8 protein-coding genes are annotated in these 16818 nt (G+C 69.5%); 3 read left to right on the forward strand and 5 right to left on the reverse strand.

All coding sequences use genetic code 11. From position 1 onward, the window contains the following. The first annotated feature begins 3 nt into the window (after positions 1 to 3). The 3 genes from ACQPZX_RS35690 to ACQPZX_RS35700 all read left to right on the forward strand — a co-directional run bounded on the left by ACQPZX_RS35690 (position 4) and on the right by ACQPZX_RS35700 (position 5873). Positions 4 to 2325: a putative bifunctional diguanylate cyclase/phosphodiesterase gene (locus ACQPZX_RS35690; RefSeq protein ID WP_433365359.1), complete on the forward strand. Its 2322-nt coding sequence runs from the start codon at positions 4 to 6 to the stop codon at positions 2323 to 2325. Between the two features lie 41 nt (positions 2326 to 2366). Then, positions 2367 to 3353, forward strand: a complete 987-nt coding sequence (locus ACQPZX_RS35695; protein ID WP_433365362.1) for a sulfite exporter TauE/SafE family protein — start codon at positions 2367 to 2369, stop codon at positions 3351 to 3353. Positions 3354 to 3464: 111 nt separating this feature from the next. After that, entirely contained in the window at positions 3465 to 5873 is a 2409-nt protein-coding gene (locus ACQPZX_RS35700) for a bifunctional diguanylate cyclase/phosphodiesterase (protein WP_433365366.1), read from the forward strand. Here ACQPZX_RS35700 and pulA read toward each other — a convergent pair. The 5 genes from pulA to ACQPZX_RS35725 all read right to left on the reverse strand — a co-directional run bounded on the left by pulA (position 5807) and on the right by ACQPZX_RS35725 (position 16660). Beyond that, the gene (gene pulA, locus ACQPZX_RS35705) at positions 5807 to 11119 is read right to left on the reverse strand and encodes a pullulanase-type alpha-1,6-glucosidase (protein ID WP_433385602.1); all 5313 of its coding nucleotides are present in this window, start codon (positions 11117 to 11119) and stop codon (positions 5807 to 5809) included. The two genes, ACQPZX_RS35700 and pulA, sit on opposite strands and share 67 nt — an antisense overlap. Before the next feature lie 66 nt (positions 11120 to 11185). Beyond that, positions 11186 to 12943 (reverse strand): alpha-amylase family glycosyl hydrolase, encoded by a 1758-nt coding sequence (locus tag ACQPZX_RS35710; protein WP_433365369.1) that lies wholly within the window; start codon positions 12941 to 12943, stop codon positions 11186 to 11188. Continuing rightward, a complete protein-coding gene (locus tag ACQPZX_RS35715) occupies positions 12940 to 13791 on the reverse strand; it encodes a sugar ABC transporter permease (RefSeq protein ID WP_433365372.1) in 852 nt (283 codons plus the stop codon). Before ACQPZX_RS35715 ends, ACQPZX_RS35710 begins: the two co-directional genes overlap by 4 nt. After that, the gene (locus tag ACQPZX_RS35720; protein ID WP_433365374.1) at positions 13788 to 15395 is read right to left on the reverse strand and encodes an ABC transporter permease subunit; all 1608 of its coding nucleotides are present in this window, start codon (positions 15393 to 15395) and stop codon (positions 13788 to 13790) included. The genes ACQPZX_RS35715 and ACQPZX_RS35720 overlap by 4 nt, the downstream gene beginning before the upstream one ends. Continuing rightward, positions 15395 to 16660: a sugar ABC transporter substrate-binding protein gene (locus ACQPZX_RS35725; RefSeq protein WP_433365377.1), complete on the reverse strand. Its 1266-nt coding sequence runs from the start codon at positions 16658 to 16660 to the stop codon at positions 15395 to 15397. The genes ACQPZX_RS35720 and ACQPZX_RS35725 overlap by 1 nt, the downstream gene beginning before the upstream one ends. Positions 16661 to 16818: the final 158 nt, after the last annotated feature.

Consider the following 16818-nt stretch of genomic DNA (forward strand, 5'->3'; position numbering starts at 1 on the left):
ACCATGTCCGCTGTCTCCCTCCTCCGCCGGCCCGGCGGCGCGACCGCTCTGGCGGTCGCGCTGTTCGTCTTCGAGACGTTCTGGGTGCTCGGCGGATGGGAGCACGAGTGGGCGTACCCGATCATCGGCTGGCCTCCGGTCGTCGCGTTGTCGGCGCTCGCCGCGTACGCGTGCTGGCGTCTCACCCGGCGCCCGGATCTCGCCGCGGCAACCCGCCGTTTCTGGCGCTCGCTCGCGCTGGCCTGCGCCGCGCTCGCCGTCGGCGAGGTCACCAACGCCTACGACGCCCTCTCCGGCCCGGCGCCGACGCAGTACATCAGCCCGGTCAGCATGGGCCTGCTGCTCGTCGTGGTGCTGGCGATGATCTGGGCGCTGCTGCGGCTGCCGGCCTGGCAGCGCACCCGCGGCGACTGGGCCCGGTTCGGGCTCGACGCGGGCGTGCTCGTGATCACCAGCGGCGGCCTGCTGTGGCGCTACTGGCTGAGCGTCGACGGCCAGTGGACCTCGCAGAACACGGCCATGCTCGCGGTCTGCGGCCTCGCCCTGATCGCCATGATCGCGATCGTCAAGGTGGCGTTCGCGGGCGCCGGCGAGCTCGACCGCCGCGCTCTGCACCTGCTCTCGGTCGGCGTGCTGCTGTCCGCGTCGAGCGGCGCGCTGGCGCCCGCCCTGGCCGAGCGGCCCTACCTCAACGCCTCGTTCATCGCCGGCCCGCTCGCCTCGCTGTTCACCGTCCTCGCCGCCGAGCGGCAGCGCCGCACCGGGGCCGCGACGGCCACCGCGAGCACGATGGCGCCGCGGATCAGCGTCCTGCCCTACCTGGCGGTGGCCGGGATGAGCGCCATCCTGATCGGCGAGGAGTTCGACGACGGCGTCGAGCAGCTCGGCACCGCGCTCTGCGTGGCCGCGCTCACCGCGCTCGTCGTGGTCCGGCAGATCAGCGCGCTGCGCGACAACCGGCGCCTGCTGGAGACCGTCGACGCCAACCTGACCCGGCTCCAGGAGTACCAGGCCGAGCTCGACCACGAGATCAGCCACGACGCCCTCACCGGCATCGCGAACCGGTCGCTGTTCGCCGAACAGGTGCGGTCGCGGCTCGCCGGCGGCGCGCGGTTCCACGTCGTGCTGCTCGACCTCGACGACTTCAAGGTGATCAACGACCGGATGGGCCACGGCATGGGCGACGCCCTGCTGCGCGCGGTCACTTCGCGCCTGCGCTCGCACCTGCGCCCGGCCGACTTCGTGGCCCGCCAGGGCGGCGACGAGTTCACCCTGCTGTTGTCCGACCTCGATGACGACAGCCTGGCCATCTTCCTGAACGACCTGCTCGAGCGGGTGCAGGAGCCGCTGTCGCTCAGCGGCCAGGACATCGCGCCCCGGGTCAGCATCGGCGTCACCGTCGCCCGCGAGGGCGACACGCCGGAGGAGCTGATCCGCCGCGCCGACGTCGCGATGTACGCCGCCAAGACCACCGGCGGCGGCCGCTGCACCTGGTTCGACCCGATCATGGACCAGATCGCGGACGCGGACGCCCGGCTCGCCGCCGACCTGCGCCAGGCCATCGCCCGCGACGAGCTGTTCCTGCTCTACCAGCCGATCGTCGAGCTCCCGCACGGCCGGCTCGCCGGGGTGGAGGCGCTGATCCGCTGGCGGCACCCCACCCAGGGCCTGATCTCGCCCGGCGTGTTCATCCCGCTCGCCGAGCGCAACGGCTACATCGTCGAGCTGGGCCGCTGGGTGCTCCGCGAGGTGGTGAAGCAGGCTCGCGAGTGGGAGTTGACCTACGGTGACGACGCGCCCGAGAAGGTGAGCGTCAACATCTCGGCCCGCCAGCTGCGCGAGCCGGGCTTCCCGGCCGAGGTGGCCGAGCTGCTGCGCGACTCCGGCCTGACGCCGTACCGCCTGGTCGCCGAGGTCACCGAGACCGCGGTGCTGGGCACCGGCGAGGCGCTCGACGCCGTCCGGGCGCTGCACGCGCTGGGCCTGCGGGTTGCTCTCGACGACTTCGGCACCGGCCAGTCGTCGCTCAGCCTGCTGGTCGACTGCCCCGTCAAGATCCTCAAGGTCGACAAGAGCTTCGTCGACGGCGTGGCCGGCTCCTCGGCGCAGGCGGTGATCGTCGATGGCCTCATCGGCATCACCGAGGGCCTGCGGATCGACGCGGTGGCCGAGGGCGTCGAGACGGCCGACCAGGCGTATCGACTGCACAAGATGGGGTACCGGTTCGCACAGGGTTTCCACTTCGCGAGGCCGATGCCGGGCGCCGACATAGCCCTCCTGATGGGTGTCATCCCAGCTGGTAGGAAAGTCGACAATCTCCACTGATTTAGTGGACAAGGTGGGTGTTCGTCGGCGAGACTCGCCCGATGGATCTCACCCTGGCGCTGGCCGGACTGGGCGTCGGCATCATCGTCGGCCTGACCGGCATGGGCGGCGGCGCGCTGATGACGCCGATCCTGGTGCTCGTCTTCGGCGTGCCCCCGATTGCCGCGGTCTCCAGCGACCTGGCCGCCAGCGCCGTGATGAAACCGTTCGGCGGTTTCGTCCACGCCCGGCGCGGCACGGTGAACTGGGCGATGGTCGCCTGGCTGTGCGCCGGCAGCGTGCCCGCCGCCTTCCTGGGGGTGCTGCTGCTGAGGATGCTGGGCGACGACGAGAGCGTGCAGCAGACGATCCGCATCTGCCTCGGGGTCGCCCTGGTCCTGGCCGCGGCCGGCCTGCTGATCAAGTCGTGGACCTCGCGCCGCCGGCCCGCCTCCTCCGAGCCCGCGCCGCAGATCAAGGTCAAGCCCCTGCCCACGGTCCTGCTGGGCGCTGTGGGCGGCCTGATCGTCGGCCTGACCTCGGTGGGCTCCGGCTCGCTGATCATCGTCGTGCTGCTGGCGATGTATCCGAAGCTCCGCGCCAACGACTTGGTCGGCACCGACCTGGTCCAGGCGATTCCACTGGTCACGTCGGCCGCGCTGGGCCACGCCCTGTTCGGCGACCTCAAGCTCGACCTGGCCGCCGCCGTCCTGGTCGGTTCGGTCCCCGGCGTCCTGATCGGCTCCCGCATCTCGTCCCGCGCGCCGGCCGGGCTGGTCCGCTCCGCGCTGGTGATCGTGCTGCTGGCCAGCGCCCTGAAGCTCTTCAACGTCCCGACGGCGGCGGTCGGCATCATCTCGGGCGCGGCGGTCCTGATCGCTGTCGGTCTCGGGGTGGCCAACCGGCTGCGCTCGGCGGCGGCCCCCGTTCCCGCCGAGCCGGCCGTTCCCGCCGACCCGGCCGCTCCCGCCGAGCCGGCCGCACCCCGCACCCGGCGCCTCGACCCAGCAGCGCCGGCCCACGAGCCGCAGCCGGCCAACGCGCCGTAGCCCATCCGCCCCGCCGCCGCCCGTCCGCCTCGCCTTGATCGGCGGACGCGGGCGGACGGCTCATGAGGTGACGTCTCCCGCCGAACAGTTTCACGGGAGACGGGATAGGCGATGGACGTACGGCACAAGCTGCTGGGTGCGTTTCTGGCGGCTGCGGCGCTGGTGGCGGTCACCGGGGCGGTTGTGCTGCACGCGAATTCGACCGCCACCCGCAACGCCGCTGTGACGGCCGCGGAGCAAGTGGCGCGGGGTATCTCCCGGGACGTGGCCCTGGGCCTCCCGCCCGAGCGGATCGGGGAGAGCAGCGCGCCGCTGTTCTACAACCCCGGGGCCCTGGCCTCCTACCTCCAGCGGCTGCACGAGATGCAGAACCGGGACATCGTGGTGGTGGACCGGTTCAAGCGGATCCTCGCGGACGCCGTGCCGGAGGAGGTGGGCAAGACCTTCACCGAGGACGCGGGCGGCGAGGTCAACGACACGATCGAGGACGGCAAGCCGCGGGTGTTCGTGGAGGTAAGCGACGACTCGCCGGAGCCGCTGCGGCAGGTGGTCGTGCCGGTCACCGGGCCGTCGGACATCGTCAAAGGGGCGGTGATCCTCGAGTACACGCAGCTCTACAACCAGATGATGTCGGCCACCGACGCCGCGCGGCGGGCGATCGTCGCGGCCGGCCTGGTGTGCATCCTGCTGGTGGTGCTGCTGGGGGCGGTGATCGCGGCGTCGATCACCCGGCGGATCACCTCGCTGACGCGGGCGGTGGAGGTCATCCGGGACGGTGACTACTCGCGACGGGTGGCGCTCAAGGGCCGGGACGACATCGCGCGGCTGGGCCGCGCCTTCGACGACATGGCGGATCGGCTGGACCGATCGGCGCGGGAGATCCTGGCCAAGGAGTACACCGACAGCATCCTGGCCAACGCGGGCGAGGGCATCTGCGGCGTGGATGCCGGGGATCGGATCACCTTCGCCAACGAGGCGGCCGGCCGGATCACCGGGCTCGGAGTCGACGGGCTGCTCGGGGCGGACGCGACCGCGATCCTGCCGACCGGCGAGGAGAGCGAGGGCACCCTCCAGCGACCGGACGGAACGGCAGTGCGCGTGGCGTACACGATCAGCACCATCACCAAGGACGGCGCGCGACTTGGCGCGGTGGTCGTGCTGCGCGACGTCAGTCGCCAGCGCGCGCTGGAACGTGACCTGCGCCATCAGGCGCTGCACGACGGGCTCACCGGGCTGCCCAACCGCAAGCTGTTCCTGGATCGGCTCGAGCACGCGATGACCCGGGCCCGCGCGGCCAAGCAGGCGAAGGCCGCGGTCCTCTACCTCGACCTCGACGGGTTCAAGAAGGTCAACGACTCGCTCGGCCACAACGCCGGCGACCAGTTGCTGCGCACGACCGCGGAGCGGCTGGTCGCGGCGCTGCGCTCCTACGACACGGTGGCGCGGCTCGGCGGGGACGAGTTCGCGGTGCTGCTCGAGGACGCCGACCCGGAAACCGTCGAAGGCCTGGCCCAGGCCTGCCTCGACGCGCTGAACCAGCCGTTCCTGGTGCAGGGGCGCAAGGCCGTCGTCTCGGTGAGCATCGGCATCGTGCCGGGGGTTGCCGGCTACGGCGACGCCGAGGAGGTGCTGCGCAACGCCGACGTGGCGATGTACGCGGCGAAGGGCCGCGGCAAGGGCTGCTACGAGATCTTCGAGAGCCGGATGCACGAGCAGCTGCTCGACCGGCTGGACAGCGAGTCCCGGCTGCGCGACGCCGTGCACCGCGGCGAGCTGCGCCTGCACGTCCAGCCGGTGGTCGACCTCACGAGCCGGAACGTCGCCGGCTTCGAGGCGCTGGTGCGCTGGGAGGACCCGGAGCGCGGGCTGCAGCAGCCGGGAGCGTTCATCCCGCTCGCCGAGGAGACCGGCCTGATCGTGGAGATCGACCGCTGGGTCTTGTTCGAGGCGTGCCGGGCGGCGGTGAAGTGGCAGGAGGCGGGACCGACCTGGGTGAGCGTGAACCTGTCGGCCGCCAACCTCGAGGTGCCCGACCTGACCGACCGGGTGGCGTACGCGCTGGCCACGACCGGCCTCTCGCCGCACTGCCTGGTGCTGGAGCTGACCGAGACGGTGCTGATGCGCGACATCGCGGTCACGTCGGCCCGGCTCGAGGAGCTGCGCGAGCTGGGCGTCCGCGTCGCGATCGACGATTTCGGCACCGGGTACTCGTCGCTGGGCTACCTGCGCGACATCCCGGTCGACGTGCTGAAGGTGGACCGCTCGTTCATCGACGGCCTGGCCGGCAACCCGCGGCAGCAGGAGCTGGTCAGCGCGGTGATCCAGCTCGGGCACACCCTCGGGCTGAAGGTGGTGGCCGAGGGCGTGGAGACCGAGGACCAGCTCCTGCTGCTGAAACGGATGGGAGCCCGGTTCGCCCAGGGCTACTACCTGGGCAGACCGGGCCCCACCGATCAGCTTTCGACAAACACCGCGACCGTACGGGCGGGGACCGTGAACGTTCCGGACGACTTCGCGTAGGAGGCCGTGCGGACGACCGGATCCGCCGAGGCCCGCTGGACGGGATGCAGGGCGATCTGCTTCCCGGCCAGCGAGGCCACGGTCTGGATGGATGCCGCCGAGGTGGCGTTGAAGACCACGGTCACCGACTTCCAGTTCCGGTCGATTCCCCGTCCGTCCAGAGTCATCGTGATGACCCCCGGGGTCTCGGCCGTTCCGGAGAGCGGGAACGTCAGGCGCTTCTGCACCTCGGCGGCGGTCGCGAGGCCGAAGACCGGCGAGGAGCGGCGGATGCGGAGCAGCTCCTGGTAGGTCTGGTCGGCCTGGTCGATGGCGGCGCAGCCCGGTACCAGCGACGGGTCGGCTAGCAGCGGCCGGGCATACGGCCATTTGTCGGCGTTGTCGGCGGCGGGCGGCAGGCCGCGCCCGAAGCCGTTGCCGGCGTTGCAGTCCCAGATGATCTGGTTGAACCAGTCACCCGAGTTGAACGAGTTGCGGTCCAGCGACTTCGAGCGCAGCCGCTCGGAGCCCGCCGCGGCGAAGCCCACCCCCTGCCCGAGGGCGGTGGTGCCGAGGGCAAGGGCTTGCATCCGCGCCCGGTCGGCCGCCGACGTCGCTTGCGGCAGCTTGTAAGCGAGCGCGTCGTACAGGATCTCGTTGTCGTGCGCGTCCACATAGGTGATCGCGTCCGACGGCTGGGCGGTGTATCCCGCCGGCGACCCGTTGTAGTCCACCTGCGAGCCGGTCACCGTGGCGCCCGAGGACGCCACGAACTTGTAGGACGCGAGGTTGCCGCTGAGCCCGACCTTGATCAGATCCTGGTCGTGCAGCAGCCGCGCCTTCTGCTCGGCGGCCGTTCCGTTGGCCGCATCGCCGTTCGGGTCGGTGTACAGACCCGACGCAAAGCCTTGCAGCCGCGGGTTGGCGTCGAACGGCCCGCCGCCACGAACGGCGTCGCGCAGCCGATCGTTGAAGGTGCCGATCCCGGTGCCCGCCATGTTGGCCTGCGTGGCCTGGACGAAGCGCGCGTTGCCGGCCACCTCGCCGAAGTCCCAGCCCTCGCCGTACACGTAGATGTTCTTGCCGTCGACGCCGTCGCGGGCGAGCGTCAGCTTGTCGAGCGCGGCCCGCACGGCCAGGATGTTCGCCTTCGGGTGGTGGCCCATGAGGTCGAAGCGGAAACCGTCGACCTTGTACGCCTTCGCCCAGGTCACGATGGAGTCGACGACCAGTTTGCCCATCATCGCGTTCTCCGGCGCGGTGTTGGCGCAGCAGGTCGAGTTCGCCACCGTCCCGTCGGCGAGCAGCCGCTGGTAGTAGCCCGGCACGATCTGGTCGAGCACCGACTTGGGGTCGGTGCCCGCCGCCGACGTGTGGTTGTAGACGACATCCATCACCACGCGCAGCCCGGACTTGTTGACCCCCTGCACCATCTCCCGGAACTCTTTCGTCCGGTTGGCGGGATCGACGGCGTAGCCGCCCTCGGGCGTCGTGTAGTGCAGCGGGTCGTATCCCCAGTTGTAACCGTCATTCGCGGCCACGGCGGTGATACAGGCCTGCTGCTGGTCGGAGTCCGGCGGCAGCGACGCCAGATCGCACGCCGGCTGCTGCTGGTCGGCCCGGTTCTCCGGGATCGTCGCGAAGTCGAACACCGGCAGCAGGTGCAAGTGCGTGACACCGGCCTTCGCCAGCGCCGCAAGGTGTTTCATGCCCGCGGTGTTCGGGTCGGTGAACGCCTCGTACGTGCCGCGCTCGGCCGCCGGAACCGAGCTGTCGGCCATCGAGAAATCGCGCACCGACAATTCCGAGATCTGGATCTTGGCGGGATCCGTTGCGGCCGGCTTGCGCAAGGAGGACCAGCCGCCCGGCGCGAGCGCAGGATCGGCCAGGTCGACGATCCGGCTCAGCTTCGAGTCGGTCGAGAGGCCGATCGAGTACGGGTCGGTGGCCGACGCGGTGACGACCTTGCCCGCGGCCGGCTGCCACGCCGTGACCCGATACGTGTAGTACTTGCCCTTCCACGTCGAGGGGCCGCGCACCGACCAGACACCGGTGCGGTCGTCCCGCTTCATCGCGACGGTCGACGGCGACGAGGCCGGCGTGTCGTAGAGCTGAAGATCAACGGTCTGGGCCGTCGGCGCCCAGACCGACAGCGTCGTCCCCACCGGCCCGAGGGTCGCGCCCGTCGCAGCCGCATACAGATCATCAAGTACGCCCGCGGTCTGCACCCCGGTCGCCGACAGCAGCTTCCCGGCGGCATCCCGCTCGGTAACGACAACCTGCCCGCGCAGTATTTTCGATTTATCGGCACTGGGCACGTCAAAGGCGTCGTACTGCCAAAGATGCGGGAACTTCGTCCGCTGCGCTTCGGTGAGTCCGTCCCGGCGGGCATTCAGCGGCAGCTCGCGGTAGTCACCGGTGAGCTCACCGCCGGCCACGCCGATCCCGCCGGGCGCGTAGACCAGCGCGTACTTCTTGCCGTCCGTGGAATCGGAGGGCTTCCACGCGATCGTCCCCCGGTCGATCCAGACCGCCGACTCCTTGGTCAGGTCGATCACGCCGCCCGCGCCGGCCTTCTTCACCACCGGCAGCAGCCGATCGGTCACGCCGCCGAGCAGCCAGACCTCCCGCCCCGCCGTCGCGAAGTCGAGCCGCTGGTCGTCCGGCAGATCCTTGGTGTCTCCCTTGTGGATGATGTAGCTCAGCCCGGTCGCGCCGGCCGCCAGCGGCACCTTGAACGTGACGCCGTAGGAGTCGGTCGCGGCCGGCGGCAGCGGCGATCCCCAGTCGGTCCCGGTCGCCGCGCCGTCCCAGACGTGCAGCCCCCAGCCGCTGTAGTCGCCGTCCGCCCGGCGGTAGTGGATGATCGCCGTGTTCTGGTCCTGCGGCGGCGAGTCCATGCTGGTGTAGACGGCCGGGTCACCCTGCTTCAGCCACACCTCGGGGTTCTTGGACGGGTCGAGCGAGCGGTCGGCGTCGACATCCTTCACCCCGTCCTTGCTGACCACGATGAAGCCCATGTTCTTGGCGCCGGGCTTCAACTTCACAAAGGCGAATTTCCCGTACGCGTCCTCGCCGGCGAACGGCTGCCCGGCCGGCCAGGTGGTCGCCATCGAGTCGTCGACGTCGCCCCACACGTAGAGGCCGTAGTCGTCGTAGCCGCCGGCCGGACGCTGGTAGTGCACGACCGCGTAGTCGGGGCTGGTCGAGACGACCGGCGTGCCGACGGTGATCGCGCTGGTGGTGGAGGCGAGGCGTCCCTTGCTGTCGCGCACCACCGCCTTGTACCGCACGGTCGTGCCGCCGGCCAGCCCGTCGAGGTCGTGGTAGATCGTGTACGGCGCGCGGGTGGCGGTGCCGACCAGCTTCCACGGGCCGTCGCCGACCTGGGCCGCGAGCGTGACAGTGGCGCGCTGGTCGCCGCCTCCCACCTGCGCGGTGATCGCCGCGCGGGTGGGCACGAGCGCCCCGGCCGCCGGCGAAGTGATCGTCACCGTGGGCGCGGCGCTCGGGACGGTCAGGGGGCTGTCAGCTCGCAGGACCAGGGTGGACAGTGCCGGCACGGTCACTGTGATCTTGCCGCCCTGCACCGGGATGACGGCGCTGCCGCCGTAGATGGCGCGGAAGGCGCCGGCCGTCGAGACGTCGAAGGTGACGGTCTGCGCGGTGGTCGCGCTGTTGGCGGCGACGACGTATTCGGACTTGCCGAGCCGGGAGGCCGCGAAGACGCCCGGCCCCGACGCCGCGTACCGGGTGATCTGCTCGCCGTCGACCAGGCCCGGATTGGCCTTGCGCAGGGTGGCCAGCGACGCGATCGTGCGGTACACCGGGTGCGCGGTGTTGAAGTTGTCGACCGCGTGGGTGCGGTCGGTGCCGATCAGGTCGTCGTCGAGGTAGTCCGCCGTCTTCGAGGCGAACATGTCCTGGCGGGCGTCCTTGTCGCCGCCCGGCCCGGTGAAGCCCTGCTCGTCGCCGGAGTAGACGACCGGCTGGCCGCGGGTGAGGAACATCAACTCGTGCGCGAGCTCGTCCCGCTTCAAATAGCTGTCGGCAGGTGCGCTGCTCGACTCGATGAAGGAGCCGATCCGGCCCATGTCGTGGTTGCCGAGGAACGTCGGCAGGCGGTCGGCGTCGGTGTCGCGTGCGGTGTAGAGCGCGTCCTTCGCGTACACGTCGGCAAGTCCTTGCGCGGAGCCGGCGCCGGTCACGAAACCCTTTGCCGCCTCCTGGAAGGAGAAGTCGAGGGTGGCCGGCAGGCCGCCCTCCCGCACGTAGGTCGACTCGATCTCCTGGTCGGCGCTGTAGACCTCGCCGAACATGAAGAAGTCGTCCTTGCCGGCCTTCTTGGCGGCGGCGGTGATGCCGGCGCTGAACTGCGGCCAGAAGTCGAGGTCGGTGTGCTTGACGGTGTCGAGGCGGTAGCCGTCGATGCCGGTCGCGCCGATCCAGTCCGCGTAGATCTTCGTCATGCCGCGGACCACCTCGGGACGCTCGGTCCACAGGTCGTCGAGGCCGTAGAAGTCGCCGTACTCGCTGTTCTCACCGGCGAAGGTGGAGTTGCCGCGATTGTGGTACATCGTCGGGTCGTTGAGCCAACCCGGCACCTTGACGGCCGCGTCCGATTTATTCGGAAATACTGGTGTATAGGGGAACGAGTTCGTCGCCGAAACCGAAGGGAAGCCGTTCTTGCCGTCGGAGTAATTGCGGTCCTCGAAGGCGCGACCTGATGAATCTTTATAAGGCGAGGTCGTCTTGTCGATGTAGTCGTATTTGTTCTGGGCGTACTGGATCACGTCGGCCGTGTGGTTGACGATGATGTCCAGGTAGATCTTCATGCCCCGCTGGTGCGCGAGCTTGACCAGCCGCTTGAGGTCGGCGTTGGTGCCGAAGTGCGGGTCCACCTGGGTGAAGTCGGTGATCCAGTACCCGTGGTAGCCGGCCGAGATGTCGCTGCCGCTGCCCTGCACGGGCCGGTTCTTGAAGACCGGGGCGAGCCAGATCGCGGTCGTGCCGAGCCCCTGGATGTAGTCCAGCTTGTCGATCACGCCCTGCAGGTCGCCACCGTGGTAGAAGCCCTTGTCGGTGGGGTCGTAGCCGGTCGACAGCCGGTCGCCGCCGAGGCCGCCCTTGTCGTTGGCCTTGTTGCCGTTGGCGAACCGGTCCGGCAGGACGAAGTAGTACTGCTCGGACGTCTCGAGCCGATCGCTCCCCCAGCTCGCGATCGTGGTGTCGCTGGGCACCTTGGGCGCCGAAGCCTCGGCGGGCATGGCGACGAGGAAGGGTAGTAACAGGCTCAGGACGGCTAACAGCCGTTTATAGACCACGGTGTCCCCTTACGTATCTGCTACCCAGACCTGGAAGGCCGGGCCGTAGCCATCGATGGAGGTGGAACCATCGGTTCCGGTGTACAGCGGCTTGTCGCCGCCGTAAAGGTTCTCCCAGCTCGTGTCGCCGGGCAGTCCGGTCAGCCGCAATGGACCGTCCGCGCGACGGCGAGCCAGCACGAGCAGCGTCTGGCCGGCGCTTTCCCGCAGGTAGGCAAGCGTGTCGCCGGCGGCGTGCACCCAGCGCAGCCCGCCGTGCCGCAGCGCCGGCTGGGCACGACGAAGCCGGATCAGCGCCTGATAGGTATCGAACGTCCGCGACGACGAACCCCACGGCATCGGCTGCCGCGCCGACTCGTTGGTCGCGCCGGTCAGGCCGAACTCGTCCCCCGCGAAGATCATCGGGGTGCCCGGCAGCGTGAGGAGCAGCCCCGTGGCGACCTCCTGCCGGGCCGCGTCGCCGACCACGGTCCGGATCCGGGCCGTGTCGTGCGAGCCGAGCATCTGCCACGAGGTGGTCCACGACCGCCACGACATCTGCGCCGAGAACGCCGACATCGCCGCCACCGTCTGCGCCGCGTCCCGGTGCGGCACCTCGACCGGCACCCCGAGGAAGTCGTCGAACGGCAGGTTGTCGGCGCGCAGCCAGCTCCACACCGGACGCGTGAACCCGGCGTAGTTCATCGTCCCGTGCCAGCCGTCGCGGTCGAGGTCGGTGGTCGCGTCGTGGGCGTGCTCGGCGATCAGCAAGCCGTCGGGACGCGCCTCATGCACGGCCTTGCGCAACAGCGTGGCCACCTCGTGCGTCCAGTCGTCCGCGCCGCGGCGGCCGGTCATGTTCGCCACGTCGATCCGCCAGCCGTCCAGCCCGAACGGCGCGGCGAGCCAACGCTGGGTCAATTCCGCGAATCGCCGGCGAAGGTCGGCCGAGCCCCAGTTCAACTTGGGCAGCGAGGGATGCCCCATCCAGCACTCGTAGCCGCCGCCCGGCTTGAAGTAGTAGAAGGATCGCTCCGACGCGAACCAGGGGTGGGCGGTGCCGGTGTGGTTGGTGGTCAGGTCGCCGAGCAGGCGCCAGCCGCGATCGTGCACGGCCCGGCTCAGCTTGATCAGCGACTCGTCGCCGCCGAGCAGCGGATCGACCCGGTCGAAGGTCGACGCGTCGTAGCGATGGTTGGAGCGCCCCGGGAAGAACGGAGTGAGGTAGAGCGTGTTGGCGCCCAGCTCCGCGATGTGGTCGAGCCGCTGGGCGATCCCGTCCAGGTCGCCGCCGTAGAGGACCTTGGTGGCGTTCGGCCCGCGCGCGCTGGGCGTGCCCCACGACGCGCCGGTCGCCCACGCCGGCAGCTCCTTCGTGGAAGAGCTGGCGAACCGGTCCGGAAAGATCTGATAGACCACGGCATCGCGCGCCCAGGCCGGCGGCGCCGGGTGCGCGACGATCCGGAAATCGGTCGCGTCCGGCACGTCGTAATGCGTCAGCCCGGCGCCGGTGAGCCAGCGCACGCCTTGCGACGTGCGCACCAGGAAGCGGTAAGGCGTGACGAGATTGCGCACGGGCATTTCGGCCCGCCACCACACGTCGCCGTTGCGGTCGGTGCGGTCCACGACGGCCGAGGTGAAGACCGGCTCGCCGTCCGAGAGCCGGCGCAGGTGGATCCGGGTCGCCCGGATCCCGGCCGGCACCCGGACGAACAGGCTGACCGTCTCGCCGAGAGCCGGGCTCTGCGACGAGACGTACAGCTCGGAGCCGTCGTGGTGCGCCCTCATCCCTTGACCGCTCCCGAGGTGAGGCCCTCGACGATGTAGCGCTGCAACATCTGGAAGACCAGGACGGTCGGGATGGCGGTGAGCAGCGTGCCGGCGCAGAAGATGCCGAAGTTGGTGTTGCGCTGCTCGGCCGCGACCAGGCCCCAGAGACCGACCGACAGGGTCTTGGCGCTGGAGTCGGTGAGGAAGATGTTGGCGAAGATGAACTCGTTGATGGTGCTGATGAAAGCCAGCAGCCCGGTCACCGCAAGCACCGGCGCGACGAGCGGCAAGAGAATCCGGAAGAAGACCTGTACGTGCGAGGCGCCGTCCACTGTGGCCGACTCGTCCAGCTCGCGCGGAACGGTGTCGAAGAAGCCCTTCATCAGCCAGGTGCCCACGCCCAGCGCCCCGCCGAGATACAGCAGGACCAGGCCCCACCAGGTGTTGAAGCCGATCGCCGGCCAGTAGTCGGTGATCGTCGCGAACATCAGGAAGATCGCCACCACGGCCAGGAACTGCGGGAACATCTGGATCAGGAGCAGCGACAGCAATCCCGTACGGCGTCCGCGGAACCGCCGGCGGCTGAACGCGTACGCGGCGAGCGCCGAGATGAAGACGGCGACCGCCGAGGCCGTGCCCGCGATGATCACCGAGTTCAGGAACCACTGCCCGAAGTTGGTGTCGTTGAGCAGCTTGCTGAAGTTGCTGAAAGAGATCCCGCCGGTGGGCACCAGCGAGCTCGACGACAGCGTGCCGAGCGGGTTCAGCGCCGACGAGACGACGAACAGGATCGGTCCCAGGGAGAACACCACGGCCAGCAGGCCGACGGCGTGCCGCCAGCCGACGTTCTTAAGCCACTTGTTCACGCGTACACCTCTTCCTGCTGGCGGGTCCGGCGGAAGGCGATCGCCGACACGGTGCCGACGATCAGGAAGATGAAGATCGAGATTGCGGCCGCGTAGCCGTATTGCGCTCCGGAACCGCCGAAGGCCAGCCGGTAGGTATAAGTGATCAGCAAGTCGGTGGCGCCGTTTGCGGGGTTGTCGGGCGCGAACGGGCCGCCCTCAGTGGTCAGGTAGATCGCGTTGAAGTTGTTGAAGTTGAACGCGAACGACGAGATCAGCAACGGCGTGAGCGCGACCATCAGCAACGGCAGCACGATTCGCCGGAAGCTCTGCCAGGCGCCGGCGCCGTCGATCCGGGACGCCTCGCTGAGCTCGGCCGGAATGGCCTGCAGCGCGCCGGTCGTCACCAGGAACATGTAGGGATAGCCCAGCCACAACTGCACCAGAAGCACCGCGATCCGGGCCGTCGCGGGCTGCCCCAGCCAGTCGACATCGGTCCCGAAGAACGTGTTGATCAGGCCGAAGTCCTTGTTGAACATGTCCCGCCACACCAGCAACATCGCAAAAGCCGGCATCGCGTACGGGAGGACGAGCACCACGCGGTAGAGGTTGCGGCCCTTGACCTTCTTGCTGTGCAAGGCGACCGCGACCAGCATGCCCAGCACGAACGTGCCGCCGGTCGAGCCGATGGCGAACGCGAAGTTCCAGATCAGCGTGCGCAGGAACGGCCCGGAGATGTCCCGGTCGGTGACCACCCGGGTGAAGTTGTCGAAGCCGACATTGACCCTCCAGCCTTGCGCAAGCCGCTCGCCATCTTGCGCGCTGACGAAGGCGCCGACGCTCTCGTCGGCGGTCCACGTCTTGCCGCTCGTGGTGTCGCGGATGCAGTCGCACTCCGGCTGGTAGACCCGGCCGGCCTTGCCCTCGTAGGCCCGGGACAGGCCGGACGAGCGGATCGCGCCGCCGTCGACCGGGACCGCGAGGGCGGTGATCTCCTTGCTGCGCAGGGAGGCCTCGCCGGCGGTGAGCACGGTGTAGCCCTCGGCGGCGGTGACCTTGCCGCTCGCGGTCACGGTCACGTCACCCGCGTCCAGTTGCTCGAGGCCGTCAGCGTCGCCGGCCGACACGGCTTTCGTGGCCGGGTCGGTGATCAGGAAGACGAGCGGACCCGTCGCCGCGTCGCCGGTGGTCGCGATGCTCAAGGCGTACTGGATGGAACCCGGCACCTGCGTGACGGACGCGGTCTGAATGGCCACGACGGCCTCGTCCTTGCTTCCCCGGTGGCCGTCGCCGTAGTTGGTGAAGGCCGTGCTCGCGGTGTAGAGCACCGGGAAGATCTGGAAGATGATCAGCAGGAGGGTGCCGGGGGCCAGGTACTTCGCGGGGATGTGCCGGGGAGTGAGGTAGAGCCAGAGCAGGGCGGCCGTGGTGGCGGCCAGGATGGCCAGGCCGATCCAGGCCTCGTGCTCGATCAGGGGGAAGGCGGCCCAGACCGCGATCGCGACGACCGGTCCCAGGAGCGCGATCTTGAGGAGCGTGCTCTTGGCTCGCGGCTCTGGTGGCGCGACTTTCTTCTCGGGGGCGGGGAGGGCCCGCGTCACGGGCCCTCCGAGCTGCGTCGTCATTACTTGTTGATGGAGCCGGAGATCGTCTTGCCGGCGGCCTCGATGGTCTTCGCCGGGTCGGCGCCACCGACCACCGCGGCCTCGGCCTTGCCGAACGGGTCCCAGATCGCGGCCATCTCGGGGATCGCCGGCAGCGGGATCGCGTTCTTACCGGCCTCCTGCCACTTGGCCAGGTCGGGGTCGCTGGACTTGACCTGGTCGAAGGCGGCGGTCAGCGCCGGCGGCCGAGGCTCGGCCTGGTAGAGGGCCACCGCGAGGTCGGGGGTGGTGACGTAGTTGGTGACGAACTCCTGCGCGAGGGCCTTGTTCTTGCCCTTCGCGGCGACGTAGAAGGTCTGCACGCCGAGGAACGGCTGGGCCGGCTTGCCGCCCGCGAACGCGGGGACCGGGGTGATGTCGTACTTGATGCCGGCTTTCTTGACGTCGGTGACCGCCCACGGGCCGCTGACCAGGTAGGCGCACTTCTTGCCGGTGAAGGTGGCGATGGAGTTGTCCGACGTGATCGAGCGCTTGAGGGCCTTGCTGCCCTTCTCACCGAGGGCGGCGATCTTCTTGAACGCTGCAACGCTTTCCGGCTTGCCGACGCCCAGGTCCTTGGGGTCGTAGTCGCCGGTCGCGGTGGTGCCGAAGAGGTAGCCGCCGGCGCTCGAGTAGAGCGGGTAGAGGTGGTAGGCGTCGCCGGTCTGTCCCACCTGGAGGCAGAGGATCTCGGACGCCTTCTTGCTGCTCACCAGCTTCTGGCCGGTGGAGACGAGGTCCTCGATGCTCGCGGGGGCCTGCGGGGCGAGGTCGGTGTTGCGGATCAGGGCGAGGTTCTCGGTCGCGTACGGGACGCCGTAGGTCTGGCCGTTGAAGGTGACGGCCTTGAGGGCGTTCTCGGCGATGCCGGACTTCTGCTCGGCGGAGAGCTGGACCGGGTCGATCGCGCCGTTCTGCACGAGGTTGCCGATCCAGTCGTGGGCGCCGACCATCACGTCCGGGCCGCTGCCCTGCTGGGAGGCGGTGACGAAGGTGGTCTGCTGGTCCTTCGAGATCGCCTGGATCTTGACGGTGACGCCGTTCTCGGTGCCGAACTTATCGGCGAAGGGCTTGAGGGCGGCGGCGCGCTTGTCGTCGGCCCAGATCACGAGCTCGCCGGTCGCCTTCGCTCCGGCGCTCGCGTTGTCGGTCGCCACCTTATCGGATTTGTCGCTTTTGTCGCCGCAGCCGGCGGCGAGCAGGGCAAGGGTGAGGGCTCCGGCCACACCCGCTGCACGGATGCGCATATGGGTCTCCCAGGGGGTCTGTGCTTCGCTTGGCGAAAGGGATTGCAGCAACCGACCATCGATTGATCGACTTGTGTCGGCCGTGTTGCGGGGACGTTAGCAAGCACTTGCATGTTTTGGAAGACCTTGCAGAATCATGGCGTGCAACACGTCATCGG

Origin of the sequence: Actinoplanes sp. CA-142083 (assembly GCF_050942195.1) — a bacterium.
Lineage (GTDB): Bacteria > Actinomycetota > Actinomycetes > Mycobacteriales > Micromonosporaceae > Actinoplanes.

Coding starts and splice junctions, on each gene's coding strand:
- ACQPZX_RS35690 (WP_433365359.1), top strand. CDS start 4: ATGTCCGCTGTCTCCCTCCTCCGCCGGCCCGGCGGCGCGACCGCTCTG.
- ACQPZX_RS35695 (WP_433365362.1), top strand. CDS start 2,367: ATGGATCTCACCCTGGCGCTGGCCGGACTGGGCGTCGGCATCATCGTC.
- ACQPZX_RS35700 (WP_433365366.1), top strand. CDS start 3,465: ATGGACGTACGGCACAAGCTGCTGGGTGCGTTTCTGGCGGCTGCGGCG.
- pulA (WP_433385602.1), bottom strand. CDS start 11,119: ATGCCCGCCGAGGCTTCGGCGCCCAAGGTGCCCAGCGACACCACGATC.
- ACQPZX_RS35710 (WP_433365369.1), bottom strand. CDS start 12,943: ATGAGGGCGCACCACGACGGCTCCGAGCTGTACGTCTCGTCGCAGAGC.
- ACQPZX_RS35720 (WP_433365374.1), bottom strand. CDS start 15,395: ATGACGACGCAGCTCGGAGGGCCCGTGACGCGGGCCCTCCCCGCCCCC.
- ACQPZX_RS35725 (WP_433365377.1), bottom strand. CDS start 16,660: ATGCGCATCCGTGCAGCGGGTGTGGCCGGAGCCCTCACCCTTGCCCTG.